Source organism: Salinicola socius (assembly GCF_001937195.1).
Taxonomy (GTDB): domain Bacteria; phylum Pseudomonadota; class Gammaproteobacteria; order Pseudomonadales; family Halomonadaceae; genus Salinicola; species Salinicola socius.
The window spans coordinates 88,543-105,469 of sequence record NZ_MSDO01000009.1 but is presented as its reverse complement, the minus strand read 5'-3'; the positions used below and the strand labels follow the sequence as shown (position 1 = coordinate 105,469).

Annotated in this window: 17 protein-coding genes; 7 read left to right on the top strand and 10 right to left on the bottom strand. The window is 62.3% G+C overall.

The annotated features are described in order from the left end of the window. Nucleotides 1-11: 11 nt before the first annotated feature. The 4 genes from BTW07_RS07595 to BTW07_RS20025 all read right to left on the bottom strand — a co-directional run bounded on the left by BTW07_RS07595 (nt 12) and on the right by BTW07_RS20025 (nt 2,421). Entirely contained in the window at nt 12-647 is a 636-nt protein-coding gene (locus BTW07_RS07595; RefSeq protein WP_075569565.1) for a TPM domain-containing protein, read from the bottom strand. 19 nt (nt 648-666) lie between these two features. Continuing rightward, entirely contained in the window at nt 667-1,482 is an 816-nt protein-coding gene (locus tag BTW07_RS07590; protein ID WP_083941641.1) for a TPM domain-containing protein, read from the bottom strand. After that, entirely contained in the window at nt 1,482-2,105 is a 624-nt protein-coding gene (locus BTW07_RS07585) for a LemA family protein (protein WP_075569564.1), read from the bottom strand. The genes BTW07_RS07590 and BTW07_RS07585 overlap by 1 nt, the downstream gene beginning before the upstream one ends. A gap of 127 nt (nt 2,106-2,232) precedes the next feature. Further along, nucleotides 2,233-2,421 carry a hypothetical protein gene (locus BTW07_RS20025; RefSeq protein ID WP_208605386.1) on the bottom strand — a complete coding sequence of 63 codons (189 nt, stop codon included), beginning with the start codon at nt 2,419-2,421 and terminating at the stop codon, nt 2,233-2,235. Here BTW07_RS20025 and BTW07_RS07575 point away from each other — a divergent pair. Continuing rightward, on the top strand, nt 2,415-3,236 hold the full coding sequence (locus BTW07_RS07575) for a transporter substrate-binding domain-containing protein (protein WP_075569562.1): 822 nt from the start codon (nt 2,415-2,417) through the stop codon (nt 3,234-3,236). The two genes, BTW07_RS20025 and BTW07_RS07575, sit on opposite strands and share 7 nt — an antisense overlap. 137 nt (nt 3,237-3,373) lie before the next feature. Here the strand turns inward: BTW07_RS07575 and BTW07_RS07570 are convergent, their stop codons facing one another. From BTW07_RS07570 to dbpA, 3 genes are all read right to left on the bottom strand, one after another. Then, complete coding sequence (locus BTW07_RS07570) at nt 3,374-4,381, bottom strand: zinc-dependent alcohol dehydrogenase family protein (protein WP_075569561.1); 1,008 nt, start codon at nt 4,379-4,381, stop codon at nt 3,374-3,376. Between the two features lie 127 nt (nt 4,382-4,508). Beyond that, nucleotides 4,509-5,369: a PA4780 family RIO1-like protein kinase gene (locus BTW07_RS07565; protein ID WP_075569560.1), complete on the bottom strand. Its 861-nt coding sequence runs from the start codon at nt 5,367-5,369 to the stop codon at nt 4,509-4,511. A gap of 33 nt (nt 5,370-5,402) precedes the next feature. Continuing rightward, a complete protein-coding gene (dbpA, locus tag BTW07_RS07560; protein ID WP_244158326.1) occupies nt 5,403-6,836 on the bottom strand; it encodes an ATP-dependent RNA helicase DbpA in 1,434 nt (477 codons plus the stop codon). Nucleotides 6,837-7,063: 227 nt separating this feature from the next. On the opposite strand from dbpA, the gene BTW07_RS07555 reads away from it, so the two are divergent. Continuing rightward, entirely contained in the window at nt 7,064-7,792 is a 729-nt protein-coding gene (locus BTW07_RS07555; RefSeq protein ID WP_075569559.1) for a YebC/PmpR family DNA-binding transcriptional regulator, read from the top strand. Between the two features lie 123 nt (nt 7,793-7,915). Here the strand turns inward: BTW07_RS07555 and BTW07_RS07550 are convergent, their stop codons facing one another. Next, nucleotides 7,916-8,506, bottom strand: coding sequence for a BPSL1445 family SYLF domain-containing lipoprotein (locus tag BTW07_RS07550; protein WP_075569558.1), 591 nt, complete (start codon nt 8,504-8,506; stop codon nt 7,916-7,918). 241 nt (nt 8,507-8,747) lie between these two features. Between BTW07_RS07550 and BTW07_RS07545 the strand changes: the two genes are divergently transcribed. The 4 genes from BTW07_RS07545 (at nt 8,748) to BTW07_RS07530 (ending at nt 13,630) form a co-directional block, all read left to right on the top strand. Continuing rightward, nucleotides 8,748-9,749: an ABC transporter ATP-binding protein gene (locus tag BTW07_RS07545; RefSeq protein ID WP_083941639.1), complete on the top strand. Its 1,002-nt coding sequence runs from the start codon at nt 8,748-8,750 to the stop codon at nt 9,747-9,749. Then, a complete protein-coding gene (locus BTW07_RS07540; protein ID WP_075569557.1) occupies nt 9,746-10,507 on the top strand; it encodes an ABC transporter permease in 762 nt (253 codons plus the stop codon). Before BTW07_RS07545 ends, BTW07_RS07540 begins: the two co-directional genes overlap by 4 nt. Before the next feature lie 181 nt (nt 10,508-10,688). Beyond that, nucleotides 10,689-11,756: a nucleoid-associated protein gene (locus BTW07_RS07535; protein ID WP_075569556.1), complete on the top strand. Its 1,068-nt coding sequence runs from the start codon at nt 10,689-10,691 to the stop codon at nt 11,754-11,756. Nucleotides 11,757-12,001: 245 nt separating this feature from the next. Beyond that, nucleotides 12,002-13,630 (top strand): methyl-accepting chemotaxis protein, encoded by a 1,629-nt coding sequence (locus BTW07_RS07530; RefSeq protein ID WP_083941637.1) that lies wholly within the window; start codon nt 12,002-12,004, stop codon nt 13,628-13,630. A 97-nt stretch (nt 13,631-13,727) separates the two neighbouring features. Here the strand turns inward: BTW07_RS07530 and BTW07_RS07525 are convergent, their stop codons facing one another. Next, nucleotides 13,728-15,191 (bottom strand): catalase, encoded by a 1,464-nt coding sequence (locus BTW07_RS07525; protein WP_075569555.1) that lies wholly within the window; start codon nt 15,189-15,191, stop codon nt 13,728-13,730. Nucleotides 15,192-15,578: 387 nt separating this feature from the next. Between BTW07_RS07525 and BTW07_RS19605 the strand changes: the two genes are divergently transcribed. Next, nucleotides 15,579-15,845 carry a hypothetical protein gene (locus BTW07_RS19605; protein ID WP_144076862.1) on the top strand — a complete coding sequence of 89 codons (267 nt, stop codon included), beginning with the start codon at nt 15,579-15,581 and terminating at the stop codon, nt 15,843-15,845. Nucleotides 15,846-15,858: 13 nt separating this feature from the next. Here the strand turns inward: BTW07_RS19605 and BTW07_RS07520 are convergent, their stop codons facing one another. Then, nucleotides 15,859-16,812, bottom strand: coding sequence for an AraC family transcriptional regulator (locus BTW07_RS07520; protein WP_083941635.1), 954 nt, complete (start codon nt 16,810-16,812; stop codon nt 15,859-15,861). Between the last annotated feature and the right edge of the window lie 115 nt (nt 16,813-16,927).

The window sequence follows — 16,927 nt, the reverse complement described above, 5'->3', positions numbered from 1 at the left end:
GGATCGAAAGTCTAGTCGAGCACGACGAGTCGGTTGGGCAACTCGTTGCGCTCATGTGTCGCCGGGACGTTAACCTTCAACAACTCGCCGCAACCCTCGATGCACTCAAGGAAACCCTGCAAGGTTTCTCCGGCTTTCACCTTGGCCGTGAAGCTGACCACGATCGACTGCCAGGTGTCATCGTCCAGCCGCTCCGAAATCCCCCGGTCGACGAGAATCTCGACGTAACGCTCGGCCTCCGAGACGAAGATCAGCATGCCGGTGCCCGCATCGGTGTGGTGCAGGTTCTGGTCCAGAAATTGCCGCCGCGCCAGATTGGAAGCGCGCCAGAAGCGCACCTGGCGCGGGATCAGCCGCGTCAGCACCGACGGCAACCGAAACACCACCGCCAGCACGATGAAGAGCAGCCACTGCACCAGCAGCAGGTACCAGGCGCTGATGCCGTCCAGCCACCCCAGCCAGCTGGCGATCACGCTCAGCGCACCGGGGACGATGAGCGCCGTCAGTCCGGCCCACAGCAGCGGGATATAGGTGTAATCATCGGCCTGACGCGCCAGGACAGTGACGACCTCGGCGTCGGTATCGCGCTCGATTCGCGTGATCGCATCGCCGACCTGCCGTTGTTCGCTTTCATTCAATAAAGCCATGCTGTCGTTATCCTGTCGTCTACCAGCCACCGGAGGCACCGCCGCCGCCAAAACCACCGCCGCCGCCGCCGAAGCCGCCACCGCCGAAACCACCGCCGCCAAAGCCACCGGAGCCTCCAAGCGCCCCGCCCATCAGCAAGCCACCCATGAAGCCCCCGCGCCGACGTCGTTTGCCACCGCGGCCACCACCACCACCGCCGCCACTACGGACGATCAGCATGACGATCATGAACAGCGCGAAGAACCAGAAACCGGCGCCGCCAATATGGCGCGACGCCTGCCGATCGGGTTGCTGCGGTGCCGTTTCCGCCGAGGGATCGCCCCCCAGCACCTCGACCATCGCCTGGGCGCCGCGGGTAATTCCGCCGGCGAAGTCGCCGTCGCGAAAGGCCGGGGTAATGATCTGATTGATGATCATCGAAGACTGAGCGTCGGTCAGCCGGCCCTCGAGGCCATAACCGACCTCGATACGCACGGCACGTTCATCCACCGCCACGATCAGCAGCGCGCCGGTATCCTCGCCCTTCTGGCCGATGCCCCAGTGGCGGCCGAGCTGATAGCCGTAGTCTTCGATCGCCTCGCCCTGCAGGTTCGGCAGCGTCACCACGACGACTTGTTCACCCGTCGCCTCCTCATGGGCCGCCAGCATGTCGGTCAGCTGGGATCGGGTCGAAGCGTCGAGAAGCTCGGCATTGTCGACCACACGTCCGGTAAGATCGGGGAACTCCGGCGCCGCCTGCGCGACCAGCGCAAACGTCAGCAGCCAGAGGCCCAGCGTCAGCGAAATGGCGCGAGTACACGATCGTCGAATCCGTTGTCGCATCAATACCGGCATCAGAACTCCACCTTGGGTGCCTGATCGGCATCTTCCGCTGTCGCCTCGAAGTTCTCGCGAATCGGCATGTCGCTGTAGAGCACGCTATGCCAGATCTTGCCGGGGAAGGTGCGGATCTCGGTGTTGTACGCCTCGACCGCCTGGATGAAGTCGCGACGTGCCACCGCGATCCGATTCTCGGTGCCTTCCAGCTGCGACTGCAGGGCCAGGAAATTCTGGTTCGACTTCAGATCGGGATAGCGTTCGGAAACCGCCATCAATCGGCTCAGCGCGCCGGTCAGCTGGCTCTGGGCCTGCTGGAACTGCTGCAGCTTCTGCGGATCGTTCAGCGAATCGGCGTCGACCTGGATCGAGGTCGCCTTGGCGCGCGCCTCGACGACGGCCGTCAGCGTCTCGCGCTCCTGGCTGGCGAAACCCTTCACCGTCTGTACCAGGTTGGGGACCAGATCCGCGCGGCGCTGATACTGGTTCTCGACCTGGGACCAGGCCGACTTCACCTTCTCGTCCAGTGTCGGAATATTGTTGATGCCGCAGCCGGAGAGCGACAGCATCAGTACCAGCAGCAGCATCCACCGCCACGGTTGACGAGCGGCGGCGGGCAAGGCGGTCACAGGTGTCTGCATGGAAGGTTCCCGATTGGAGAAGATTGGAAATCGAAGCCACGAGGGTTCCCGAATGCTCGGGGCCCAGGCGGCGATAACGCCAAGTTACAGGTTGGCCGGCGCCATGGGAAGGCGATTCCCCCACAGCTCAGCCCGCGTCGCCGCTGGCCCGGATCCGGGCGGCAAGCGCTGCCAGCCCGGCATCGTCCGCACGCCGATAGTCATGGGAGGAGATGTTCTCCCTCGTGTTCTCCCTCTGGTCTTCATTACTGCCCTGCGCGATGATCGGACGGTGGAATCCCATCACCACAACAATATGAGGATCATTGCGTGACACAACGATTCAATCTTCGTCTTGCCCGTCCTCTCGCGGTATTGACCGTCGGCCTGGGCCTGGCGGCCGGCGCCCATGCCGCCGCGCCTCAGCACGTCCGTATCGCCGTAGACGTGCCCTACCCGCCGTTCGAGTACCGCAACGCCGACGGCGAGCTGGAAGGGTTCGAGATCGATCTGGGCAACACGCTCTGCGAGCGGGCCAAGCTCGACTGCGAGTGGGTGGTTCAGGGCTGGGATGGCATCATTCCCGGGCTGCTCTCTCGCAAGTACGACGCCATCATGTCATCGATGCGGATCACCCCGGCTCGCGAACGCCAGGTGCTGTTTACCAGGCCTTACGCCATGTCACCCAAGGTCTGGGTGGCGCGACGCGGCAGCGATATCTCTCTCGACGATACGGCGTCGCTGAAGGGACTGTCGGTGGGCGTGCAGCGAGGCACCACGCAGGATAGCTACATCACCCAGCAGTATGGCGACAAGCTCGACGTTCAGCGTTACGCCACGGCGGCGGATGTCGCGCTGGATCTGGAATCGCAGCGCCTGGATCTGGCGTTTCTCAACTATCCGGTCGCCCTGGATACTCTGGAGATCGGCAGCCCCGACAGCCAATACGTTCAGGTTGGCCCCCGGCTCGATAGCCCGGAGTCGATTTTCGGCAAGGGCAACGCGATCGCGGTGCGCCCACGCGACAAGGATCTCGCCGAGACCTTCGATCAGGCGCTGGATAGCGTCTATGCAGACGGTACGTTCGAAACCCTGATGCACCAGTATTTCGACTACGATCTGCGCCCCGCCTCTCGCAAGTCTGGCTCGTAACCTCCGTCAAGACAGTCAAAGTACTCAAGAACGTCAGAGCCCATGAAAAAGCGCCGCCGGAAATGTTCCGGCGGCGCTTTGCGTTTACGGCTGTCTGTCGGGCCGCGGAGATTGGCATTTCCGCGCCGGTGTGACGATCAGAATTCCAGGCAGATCTTGCCGAAGTGCTTGCCGGACTCCTGATGGCGGAAGGCATCGGCAATCCGATCCAGCGGGAACGAGCAGTCGATGACCGGCTTGAGTTCGATCACCTCAAGGGCACGGATCATCTCGATCTGATGCTGACGGCTGCCGACGATCAAGCCCTGAAGCCGGGCCTGTTTCGCCATCAGCTTGGACGTCGGGATATCTCCACCGCGACCGGTCAGCACGCCGATCAGCGAAATATGCCCACCGATGGCGACAGCATCGATGGATTGCGGCAGGGTGCCCGGCCCGCCGACTTCGATGACGTGATCGGCACCGCGTCCGTGGGTCAGTTCCTGCACTTTCCTGCCCCACTCCGGCTCTTCGCGGTAGTTGATCGTATGATCGGCACCCAGCGCTTTCAGCCGCGCGATCTTCTCCTCGGAGGACGACGTCGAGATGACCGTCGCGCCCATGGCCTTGGCCAGCTGCAGCGCGAAGATCGACACCCCGCCGGTACCCAGCGTCAGCACCGTATCGCCCGCCTTCAGGCCACCGTCGACGATCAGCGCACGCCAGGCCGTAAGGCCGGCCGTGGTCAGCGTGGCGGCCTCGGCATGGGTGTAGCCCTCGGGGGCATGGGTGAACCACTGGGCCGGTCGTACCACCTGCTCGCGGGCGTAGCCGTCGACGCCATCGCCCGGCACCGTCTTGAAGTCGGCAACGCGCGCCGGCCCATCGAGCCAGTGCGGGAAGAACGTGGAAACGACGGCATCACCGGCCCTGAACTCGGTGACGCCCTTGCCCACGGCTTCGACGACACCGGCACCGTCAGCCATGGGGATCCGACCTTCCTCGGTCGGGGATTTCCCGCTGGCGACAATATAGTCGTGGAAATTGAGCGAACTGGCGTGGAGGCGGACCTGAATTTCCCCCGGCCCTGGCTCGCCGGGGCCTTCGACCTCATGAAGATTGAGCTGGTCCAGGCCACCGGGTGATTTGAGATTGATGACTCGCATGAAGCACTCCTTGAACGAAACGATCTCGAAAGACCGCTTGATGGGGTGCTCAAAGTGTAGACGTTCTGCTCCGGCCAGGATCAAGCCAGGCCGACAAAACGGTGCCGAAAGTTGTCAGCACGACGCTTTACCAGCTCTCCTCGTCATCGTCCTGTTCCCGCTCCTGACGCTCCGCCGCTTCTTCACGGGCGGCGTCGATCACCTGCATGACATTGCTGACATCGACCAGCGTCGTATCCGGGGTATAGCGACCGGTCAGACGAACGTCGGAATGCAGTTCGCCGGCTTCGTAGAGCGCCCAGATCTCCTTGCCGTAGTCGGTCTTCAGCAGCGCCGGCGCGTAGCGGCCGAAATAGCTGCGCAGGTTGTCGACGTCGCGAACCAGCATCCAGGGCGCGTTGTTGTTGCCGGCAGCATCGACCGCCTGGGGCAGATCGATGATCACCGGCCCCTCGGCACCCACCAGAATATTGAATTCGGAGAGATCGCCGTGAATCAGACCGGCGCACAGCATCTGCACGATTTCGCCGATCAGGCGCTGGTGATACTCGAGCGCCAGTTCCGGTGTCAGCTCGACGTCGTCGAGGCGCGGCGCGACGTCACCATCGGCGTCGACGATCATCTCCATCAGCAGCACGCCGTCGACGAAGCCATGTGGCGTCGGTACCCGCACGCCCGCCTCGGCGAGGCGGTAGAGCGCGTCGACTTCCGCATTCAGCCACGCCGACTCCTGCTCGCGCTGGCCGTAGCGGGTCTTCTTCGACATCGCCCGCGCACGGCGGCTGTTACGCACCTTGCGCCCTTCCTGATAGGCCACCGCCTGCTTGAAACTGCGCTGCTTGGCTTCCTTGAACACCTTCGCGCAGCGCAACTCATCTCCACAGCGAACGACGAAAACCTGGGCTTCCTTGCCGCTCATCAGTTGACTGACGACCTCGTCCACCAGGCCATCCTCGACCAGCGGCTGCAATCGCTTGGGTACTTTCATGCTTTCGCTATCCTCACAGGTCCTCGTTATCCCTCAGCGTCCGATTCGGCGCACTCGACAGCTGCGCCCTTTCAATTTGCCGGCGCTCAACGTCGCCAGCGCCTGTTGAGCGATACCGCGCTCGACCGCCACGTAAGCGCTGCGATCCAGCACCTTGATCTTGCCGACCTGGTCGCCACTGAGGGCGTTGTCGCCGTTGGTCAATGCCCCCAGCACGTCGCCCGGGCGGATTTTCTGTTTCTTGCCGGCATCGATCTGCAACGTCGCCATGCGGGGTTTGAACGGTTCCCGCGATGCGGTCGAGCGACCGGGCAACGGTTCGAGCGTCAGCGTCTCGCCAAGAAAGGCTTCCAGACGTTCGAGCCGATAGGCTTCCTTCTCGGTCACCAACGTGCAGGCAACGCCACTGGCGCCCGCGCGCCCGGTCCGGCCGATGCGGTGCACGTGGACTTCGAGCTCCCGGGCGATCTGGTAGTTGAATACTGCATCCAGCGCGTCGATATCCAGTCCACGCGCGGCCACGTCGGTCGCTACCAGAACCGACAGGCTCTTGTTGGCAAAGCGAATCAGGGTCTGGTCGCGATCGCGCTGCTCGAGATCGCCGTGCAACGCCTGGGCACTGAAGCCGGCCGCGGCCAACTCGTCCGCCACGGTCTGAGTCTCGCGACGCGTGTTGCAGAACACCACGCTGGACTCCGGCCGGTAGTGCAGCAACAGCCGGCTTAGCGCCGCGAGCCGGCCCGGTTCGTCGGCGACCTGATGAAAGTGCTGGCGAATGCTCCGTTCATCGTGGGTCGAGTCGACTTCCACGTTCACCGGCTCACGCAGCATGCGCTCAGCGACCGGGCGCACGCTATCGCCATAGGTGGCACTGAACAGCAGTGTCTGGCGCGCTGTCGGGGTCGCCGCGACGATCGCCTCCAGCGCCGCCTGAAACCCCATGTCGAGCATGCGGTCGGCCTCGTCCAGCACCAGCACGGCGAGCGACGAGAGATCCAGCGATGCTTTACGCAGATGTTCCTCGATACGTCCCGGCGTACCGACGACGACATGCGCGCCATGCGATAGCGAATTCAACTGCGGGCCCAGCGGCGTGCCGCCACAGAGCGCCAGAATCTTGACGTTGGCGAGCATCCGCGCCAGCCGACGCAGCTCTTCGGCGACCTGATCCGCCAACTCGCGGGTCGGACACAGCACCAGTGCCTGCACCTGAAAGCGCGAGACGTCGAGCGCCGACAACAGGCCAAGTCCGAAGGCAGCGGTCTTGCCAGACCCGGTCTTGCCCTGGCCGATCACGTCCTGGCCGCGCAGGATCGGCGGCAGGCTGGCGGCCTGGATCGGCGTCATCGCCAGATAGCCCAGTGATTCGAGATTATCCAGAAGCTCCGCGGCCAGCGGCAGCGAGGAGAACGCCTTGGCATGACGAGCCTCGGGGCGAATCGTCTCGGAGTGATGGGTCTCGGGCACGGCAAATGCTCCTGATCGAGTTGAAGGGGCGATGCAATCAACCGGCGGACACCTTGGGCCTCACCACGTCATGCTCAGGCGCGGCAGAATACCAGAGCACGAGGAGATTGACGCCGTCTCATGGCTCGGGCTAGCCAATTGGTGCGATAAAGCCCAAATAAACCTGCAACATCGGCGCAATGTTGCGTAAAATCTCGCCGTCGTTGACAACCTGATAGGTAGTGACAATGGGTAGGGCCTTCCAGAATCGCAAGGAATCCATGGCCAAAACGGCCGACGCCAAGACCAAGGTCTACAGCAAGTATGGCCGCGAAATCTATGTCTGCGCCAAGGCCGGCGGCACCGATCCTTCCGGCAACCTGACGCTTCGCGGGCTGATCGACAAGGCCAAGAAGGATCAGGTTCCTTCGCACGTGATCGACAAGGCGCTGGACAAGGCCAAGGGCAGCGGCGGCGAGGATTTCTCGGCAGCCCGCTACGAGGGTTTCGGTCCCGGCAACTGCATGGTGATCGTCGAGTGCCTGACCGACAACCCGAACCGCACCTTCGGCGATGTCCGCGGCTGTTTCACCAAGACCAAGAGCAAGATCGGCACACAAGGCGCGGTCAGCCACATGTTCGACCACTGCGCCATTTTCGCTTTTGCCGGTGAAGACGAGGAGGCGGTGCTCGAGGCGCTGATGGAGGCCGACGTCGATGTCACCGACATCGAGAACGAGGCGGGCCACATCACGGTGTTCGCGCCGCATACCGAGTATGCCAAGGCCAAGCAGGCACTGATCGATGCCTTCGGCGAACTCGAGTTCGAAGCCGACGAAATTCAGTTTCTACCGCAGACCCATACGCCGCTGGAAGGCGATGATGTCGCTCTGTTCGAAAGATTCATCGACATGTTGAACGATCTCGACGACGTCCAGAACGTCTATCACAACGCCGAGCTACCCGAACGCGCCTGACGCGACGGAAGGCTTCTCGGTCGCCAACAGGAAACCCACCTTTCGGTGGGTTTCTGGCATCAGACCTTCAGGAATTGATGAACCGAGGCGTCCGTCCGGCCTCGCCTGCGTGTCGGATCCGGTTCAGGGACTGACCTTGGAGATCTTGGCACCGCCCAACGACACGCCACCCTGAATCCCTTGGTTGTTCATCACGAACGCGACCACTTCCTTGTTGGCGGTGTTGTTGGTGATCTGACCATTGGCACCCACGTCCGCGACGGCCACGCCGGCACTGGCACCGACGGACCAGCCATTGTCGCTACGGACGCGATTGAGCGCCTCTTCCGTCATCAACATATAGATGACCGCCTGCGACTGCGCGCCCGCCTGAAACCCGATCGAGCCGCTGGTCGTGGTGTAGTAACCCGCCTTGGCACCATCCATCAGCAGCGAGCCGTCGCCATGGCTGGCCCCGACGATGAAACTGGCGCCGAGCACGCCGGGGAAGACCAGCACCCCTTCGGCCTGCTGTGCCAGCGACCGCGATTCGGGGACCGATCGATAGAGCCGGTCCAGCGTCTGCTGGACGTCCTGATCCAGCTGTTCACGCTGCGACAGCCGGCTTTCGCGGTCGGACGTGGTGGTCGTGGTACACGCCGATAGCGCAGTTCCGCCGAGAACGGCAGCGAACAACACGATGGCAGTACGTTTGATGAGGGAAGAACGTGGCATGAATGGCCTCCTTGCGGGAAAACTCGGCGTCGTTTCGACACCGATCCTGCCTGTATGATTTTTTATGTTGCCTGTTTGTTATAGACAACTCTGCGCCATTGCGCCCGTTTCGCCGCAACAAGAGACCGCTGTTCCGTCGGCCGTCGCGATGCCGATGCGATCTCGATCACGCCCGGGTCCAGCCCGCGGTCTTTTTCGCCTACAATGGTGGGCCCCCACCACGTCACGATGTATCGCCTTCATGAATCACGAGACGCCCACAGCACCAGAGCGCACGGTACGAACCGAGACGCCTGCCGTCCAGCCAACGCCGGTGATTGCCATTACCGGTCTTTCCAAGCGTTACGATTCCGGTTTCGAAGCGCTGAAGCAGATCGACCTGGAGATCCAGCGCGGCGAGATCTTCGCACTGCTCGGCCCCAACGGCGCCGGCAAGACGACCCTGATCAGCATCATCTGTGGACTGGTCAATGCCAGCAGCGGCAGCGTGATGGTCGATGGCCACGACAACGTCACCGACTATCGCGCGGCACGCGCCAAGATCGGCCTGGTGCCACAGGAATTGACCAGCGACGCCTTCGAGACCGTCTGGAACACGGTACGCTTCAGCCGTGGCCTGTTCGGCAAGCCGCCCAATGACGCCCATATCGAGCGCATACTCAAGGCGCTGTCGCTGTGGGACAAGCGCAAGAACAAGCTGATCACGCTCTCCGGCGGCATGAAGCGCCGTGTGCTGATCGCCAAGGCGCTGGCCCACGAGCCTGAAATTCTGTTTCTCGACGAGCCCACCGCCGGCGTCGACGTCGAGCTACGACGCGACATGTGGGAAGTGGTCAGGGAACTTCGCAATAGCGGCGTGACCATCATCCTGACCACGCACTACATCGAGGAAGCCGAGGAGATGGCCGATCGTATCGGCGTCATCAACGGCGGCGAGATCGTGCTGGTGCGGGAGAAGGCGGCGCTGATGCGTCAACTCGGCAGCAAGCAACTGACGCTGCACCTGCAGACGCCGCTGGCCAGCGTGCCGCCGGCGCTGGCGCATTACCCGCTGACCCTGGCCGAGGAAGGCAGCGTGCTGGTCTATACCTACGACGCCAGCGATGCCGGGGATGACGGCCATGTCAGCGTCAGTGCGCTGATCAACGAGATCGAGGCCGCAGGCATCCGTTTCAAGGATCTGCACACCAAGCAAAGTTCGCTGGAAGATATTTTCGTCAACCTGGTCAGAGAGCGCCCATGAATCTGCAAGCCGTCCGCTCCATCTACATCTTCGAAATGGCCCGCGCCGGGCGCACGCTGCTGCAAAGCCTGATATCGCCGGTCATTTCGACATCGCTCTACTTCGTCGTTTTCGGCGCCGCCATCGGCTCGCGCATCCAGGAGGTCGAAGGCGTCAGCTACGGCGCCTTCATCGTGCCCGGCCTGATCATGCTGATGCTGTTGACGCAGAGCGTCTCCAACGCGTCATTCGGGATCTTCTTCCCCAAGTTCACCGGCACCATCTATGAAATGCTGTCGGCGCCGATCTCGTATTTCGAGATCGTGCTCGGCTATGTCGGCGCAGCCGCCTCGAAGTCCGCGATCCTGGGGCTGGTGATTCTCGTCACCGCCAACTTCTTCGTCGACCTGCACATCCTGCACCCGTTCATGATGCTGCTGTTTCTGCTGTTGACCGCGCTCACTTTCAGTCTGCTCGGCTTCATCATCGGGATCTGGGCGGATAGCTTCGAGAAGCTGCAACTGGTCCCGCTGCTGATCATCACGCCCCTGACGTTCCTCGGCGGCAGTTTCTATGCCATCGACATGCTGCCACCATTCTGGCAAACGGTGACGCTGGCCAACCCGGTGGTCTATCTGGTCAGCGGCTTCCGCTGGAGCTTCTACGGCATCAGCGATGTCAGTATCGTCGCCAGCCTGGTAATGATCGGCGTCTTCCTGGCGGCCAGCCTGGCTGTCATCAGCTGGATCTTCCGTACCGGATACCGACTGCGCCCCTGACGCCAGGTTCGTCACGTCAGGTTCGTCACGCCAAGCCCACTGCGCCTGCGGCTAGCGCGAGGAACTGGGGCGAAGAACGGGGGCGAGGAACTCACGGAAAGAACGAGCGCCAAGCCATATCCTCTTTCTTGCGCGGGCTGCCGAGTGGCGGCCTGCCCTTTCACGTTTCACGAGCCATCTCATGCCGATACTGCAAGCCTGCGCCCATCGCCTCGATAAACGGAGCGACGAACAGCCCGCCACGTTGACTCCCGGCGAGGCGATGACCGACACCGCGATGGCAGAGTCCCTACTGGCGACGTTCACTTCGAGCTTCCACGGCAAACCCAAGGCGTGGGGGCATTTTCGAGAGGCGGACGCCCAGCCAGGCGACGTGGCGAGCGGGAACGAAACAGAAGACGCAGACGACGGTAACCCCGAAACCCCATCGACGACGTCCCGTTTCGCCTTCGAGCTCGAGCGCTACCGCCGCGGTGAGATCAACTTTACCGATTTCACGCGTCAGACCACGGAAAGCCTGGTGCCGTTGATCGATGGCCACCTTTCGATCGGCGGCCACTGGTGGTTCGTGCACTCCCGTCAGGGCGAGGCGGAGTATCTGACGCTGACCCTGCTCCATCAGCGCGACGGCTACGGCTTCGATGCCGACCTCAACGTCGTCCCCGTTCAGCAGCTCAACCTCGGCCAATTGATGCTGGCGGCACGAATCGATCTGACTCAGTGGCAGCGCGGACAGTCGCGCCAGTACATCACCTATGTGCAGGACCGCGGCAACAAGAAGCTGGTGGAAGCTTTCCGGGAATGGCTGGGATGTCAGGAAGGCGTCAACGCCGGCGCCGAGACCCGCACCCTGCTCAAGGCGTTCAGCGACTATGTGGAGAGCGAAGACCTGCCCGAGGACGCCAGCCGCGAAAAGACCGAAGCGCTGATCGACTACGCCAACGGTCAGGCCAAGCGCGGCGAGCCGATCACGCTGGACGAGCTTTCCGAGCTGGTCGATGAAACGCAGCCCAAGGCGTTCTACGACTATATCCGCAACCAGGACTACGGGCTCGCCGCCGAAATTCCGCCGGACAAGCGCACCCTGCAGCAGTTCAAGCGTTTCGCCGGACGTGCCAGCGGCGTCTCGATCAGCTTCGATTCCCACCTGCTCGGCAACAGCATCGAGTACGACGACGAACGCGACCGTCTGATCATCAAGCAGGTACCCGGGCAATTGAAAGATCAGATCAAGCAGCGCAAGGGGTGACAGAGCGACTCAGGCCGGAGAAAGCCCCAGTCCGAATCATAATTAATTCATGCTGCTAAACGAGCCAAAACAGCCCGTTACCCTAATCTGGCTCGTAAAGTAGCGAATAATTCCTCGCAAGCCGCTAAATCCAGGATTCACCACGCCGATAGACCTCTAGCCGAGCCAGTTCGGCAACCAAAAGCCATGTGCAGCGACACAGAAAAAAATGGCGGGTCCATATCAATCCGGCGGGGTGAATACGAGTGCTAGATATCGGTAGAAGCGTCAAGGCAAGGCTGATCATCGCATTGGGGCTGATGATCGCCCTGATGGTCGGTATCGGGGTACAGGGTGTGTTGAGCACTCGGTCTGCTCAACAGGCGATGCAATCCATCGTCGGAGAGAATGTTAAGGAAATGATCGAGCTCTCCACTGTGAGGGCAGCCATCGGCGACAATCGCACCATCTTCGCCAGGGTTGGGGCCGGCAATCTCTCCGATGCACAGCGACGGGAGGTCGAGGCGAACCGCAAGCGCACCGACGAGGCCTGGAACCACTACTACCCGGCGCTGGTGTCGAACGACGCGGAGCGGCAACTGGCCGATCTTTACCAGCAGCAGCTGCAATCGCTTCGCAACGAGTTGGACGGCGGCAAGGCGGGTGAAGCGCAGATCAACCAGATCTATGCCGATCTTTACGAGACGGTCACCTCGCTCTATCGAGGGGCACGGCAGGCAACCCTCGCCAGCTACCAGCAGAGCGTCGAGGAGTATCAGTTCAGCCGCAAGGTGATCATCGGCGCGATCCTTCTCGGCTTGCTGGTGGCCATCGCCATCGGCTGGTGGCTGGTTCGCGGCATTCTCCGCCCGCTGCGTGAAGCCACGGCGTTCTCCGAGGCACTGGCCAAGGGCGATCTCGGTGCGCGCCTGAGTGCCAGCTACCGCGACGAATTCGGCCGCATGCTGAATGCCATGGCCGGCATGCGCGACAAGCTTTCCAGCGTCATCGGCGAAGTGGCACGCAACGCGAGAAACGTCGAATCGATCTCCGCCGAGCTGGCGGCCGGTAACGAGAACCTGAGCCAGCGGACCCAGGAACAGGCCGCCAGCCTGCAGGAAACCGCCGCGGCGCTGGAGCAGATCACCAATACCGTCGGGCAGAATGCGGACAATGCGGTTCAGGCCGACCAACTCGCCAGCCAGGTCAGTACTCAGGCCAAGCAGGGTGGCGAAGTCGTCAACGAAGCCATCATTGCGATGCAGCAGATCGACAGCTCCAGCAAGCAGATCTCCAACATCATCGGCATGATCGACGAGATCGCCTTCCAGACCAACCTTCTGGCACTCAATGCCTCCGTCGAGGCCGCTCGGGCCGGCGAGCAAGGGCGGGGGTTCGCGGTGGTGGCGCATGAGGTCCGTCAGTTGGCAAGCCGCAGCGCCAATGCCGCTGGCGAGATCAAGCAACTGGTATCGGAGAGCGCACAGCGAGTCTCACGCGGTTCGGAACTGGTCAACCGCTCCGGCGAAACGCTGGCCAACATCGTCAGCAACGTCGAGAAGGTGACGGATCTGGTATCGGAAATCGCCGTGGCCAGCCGGGAACAATCGACGGGGATCCAGCAGATCAATCTCGCGGTTGGGGAAATGGACAGCGTGACTCAGCAGAACGCATCCCTCGTCGAGGAATCCACCGGTGTTACCGGGAACCTGCAGGTTCAGGCCGAGCTGCTGGCGCGCGAGGTCGGCTTCTTCAGTGGTTATCAGGAAGCGCCGGCGAGCGTCAACCATCGACCGCTGCCCCTGGCCTCCGGCGCATCTTCGACCTCTGCTCGCCCCGCCCGTCCCGCCGGGAAGACAGCACCGATGGAAACCGAGGAGTGGAGCAGCTTCTGATCGCATCGTGACGTAAAAAGGCCCCGTTCACGGCGAGTGAACGGGGCCTTTTCAATTCGCTAGCCGACAGCTTCAGACCTGTGCCGGCAGCAACGCGTCACTGCCCGCGATTGGCCTTCACACCTTCCTCGATACGACGACCGATGGTCGCGTCGATGTTGTGCCAATACTCGAAAACACGGGACAGAACCGGCTCCTCGACACCGCCGGAAACGTGGCCGACGACGTTGTTGACCAGACGGTCCCGGGCCGCATCGTCCATCACCTTGTTGACGAGATCGTTGGCCTGGCTGTAGTCGTCGTCCGCCGGACGCAGCGTATAGGCGGCGCGAACGAACTCACCGTCCGCCGACCATACCGCATCTTCCGGGTAACGCTCTGGGTCGGCCTTGGAGCCACCCTTGCTGTTGGGGGCATAGACAGGGTCGCTGGCGTTATGCATGCGCATCGCGCCGCCCTTGCTGTAGCTGTTGACCGGCACCTTCGGCGTATTGACCGGAATGTGCTTGTAGTTCACTCCGAGACGAGCGCGGTGCGCGTCGGCGTAGGAGATGGAGCGTGCCAGCAGCATCTTGTCCGGCGACAGTCCGGTACCGGGAACCATGTTGTTGGGTTCGAAGGCAGCCTGCTCGATCTGGGTATGGAAGTCTTCCGGATTGCGATTCAGCGTCATCTTGCCGACTTCCATCAGCGGATAGTCGTCGTGCGGCCAGACCTTGGTCAGATCGAACGGATTGATGCGGTAGGTCTTGGCATCCTCGAACGGCATGATCTGGACCTGCAGCGTCCAGGTCGGGTAGTCGCCCCGCTTGATCGCATTGAACAGGTCGCGGCGGTGATAGTCGGCATCGCTGCCCGCCATCTGGTCCGCCTGCTCCTGGGTCATGCACTTGATGCCCTGATCGGTCTTGAAGTGATACTTGACCCAGAAACGCTCGCTCTGTGCGTTGACCCACATGTAGGTGTGGCTGGAGTATCCGTTCATGTGACGCCAACTGGCAGGCACGCCGCGGTCACCCATGAGCCAGGTCACCTGGTGGGCCGACTCCGGCGCCATGGTCCAGAAGTCCCACTGCATGTCGTGATCGCGCAACCCATTGTCCGCACGGCGCTTCTGGGAGTGAATGAAGTGTTGGAACTTCATCGGATCGCGCACGAAAAAGACGGGCGTATTGTTGCCCACCATGTCGAAGTTGCCATCTTCGGTATAGAACTTGAGCGCGAAGCCACGCGGGTCACGCCAGGTATCCGGGCTACCGCTTTCACCGGCGACGGTAGAGAAGCGAGCGACCATCTCGGTCGTCTTGCCTGGCTGGAGAAATTTCGCTCGAGTATACCGGCTGACGTCGTGGGTCACTTCGAAATGACCGAAGGCACCACCGCCCTTGGCGTGGGGCTGGCGATCCGGAATCATCTCCCGGTTGAATGCCGCCATCTGCTCCATCAGATAGTGATCGTGAAGCACGATCGGGCCATCCGGACCTACGGAAAGCGAGTTTTCTTCGCTCGCCACTGGAATACCGGCATCTGTCGTTGTCGGTTTGCGATTGTCGCTAGTCACGGTGATCTCTCCCTAATTCTTTGATGCGAGGCATTGATCGCCTCGATACTGCTACCCACGCGGCGACCCCTTCGGCGTGGTTGTCGCAACAAGCCCTTCACTGCGGGAAATCGATAGCCCCGGAGCCAGATTCGCGACGCGATCGCCTCGACTTTGCCCGCCTGAACCGCCCAGAACTCAAACGCGTTCACCCGATTCAGAAAAGACGGTTGCCCGATACGGGCGCACCACAACTTATAGAGTGAACCCCAGGCGCTGTCCAACCGGCACAGGCCAACTTTAGGGCAACGAGCCGGCATCTGTCGGGGGTGCGGCACGCACTGCCGCCGGCTGGGAAAACGCCCACATCAGGCGCCGCAAGGGCTGCGTAATAGCTATTGGCTTTTCATGCCACACGGCCTGATAGTCATTGACCATATCGATCATGGGCAAATTTCATGGCTGTCACCACAAGTGATCGTCTTCCCCACCGGAACGGGCATCGACCGAAATGATTTCTGCTCGATGGATCTGACCCTATTGTCGACCAGGAACAGGCGCGAGGAGCTGTCGCGAATCCTCTTCACTCTCTCGATTCCGACCATCATGGTAGGCAGTACGCCAGGGATACCGTTCAATCCGTATTACCGCATGATGCCGTCGATGATGGCGTGATCCCGGCACTCGGCTAGGGGCGCCAGCGCTGCCTGTCCCGCTGCGGCGGCAGACCGAAACAGCGCCGATATTCGCGGCTGAACTGGGAGGGACTCTCGTAGCCGACACGCTGCGCCACCGCAGTCACCTCGAGGGTCCCGGCAAGCAGCAAGCGCCGGGCCTCCTGCAGGCGCAGCTGCTTCTGGTACTGCAGGGGACTCATCGCCGTGACCGCCTTGAAGTGATGGTGCAGCGACGACACGCTCATATGCACGTTCCCGGCGATGACGGCGACCGGCAGCGGTTCGGCGTAACGCTCGCGCAGCAGGCGGATCGCCGCGGCGATCCGCCGGGTCTGGCTATCCTTCAGCGCGATCTGGCGGAGCCGGGCACCGTGCCCATGGCGAAGCAGGCGGTAGGCGATCTCGCGCTTGATCATTGGCGCCAGTACCGGAATGTCCTGCGGCGACTCCAGCAACCGCAGCAGACGCAGCACCGTTTCCAGCAGCGGGGCTTCCAGCCGGTTCACGTAGAGACCCCGCGCCGGTTCGGTGGCCGAGACGGTCGCCAGGTTATCGTCATGGATCAGCTCGCCGATCAGTTCGACGTCGAGATCCAGGCGCAACCCGAGGTAGGGCGCCTCCCGGCTGGCCCGGGAAACGTCCGCCAGTACCGGCAGGTCGACCGACGAGACCAGGTAATGCATCGGGTCGTATTCGTAGATCTCCTGCCCGATCGAGAGCCGCTTGGCGCCCTGGGCGATCACGCTGAACACCGGATCGTGTACCACGTACTGCGGCGGCCGAGGCGCGCTCAGCCGATGGATCGACAACCCGGGTATGGCGCTCGGCAACTTCCCCTCGCGCCCCAGTGTCAGACGATCGAGCAACTCGACCAGTGCCTGGCGGTAACCCACGAGCGCCCTGTCGTTCCCGGCCGCCATCTCCTTCCCGGACAGCGGCGTCACCGCATCGACTCGTTGATTCATGACTGCGATATCTCTCCCCACGAGAGATCCAGCCTATCCCAACCCGCCACCGAAAGGCACTCGAGGAGCTGCCTCTGGCAGTTTTGGGCAAGGATCCGATCGGATCGAGCCAGTC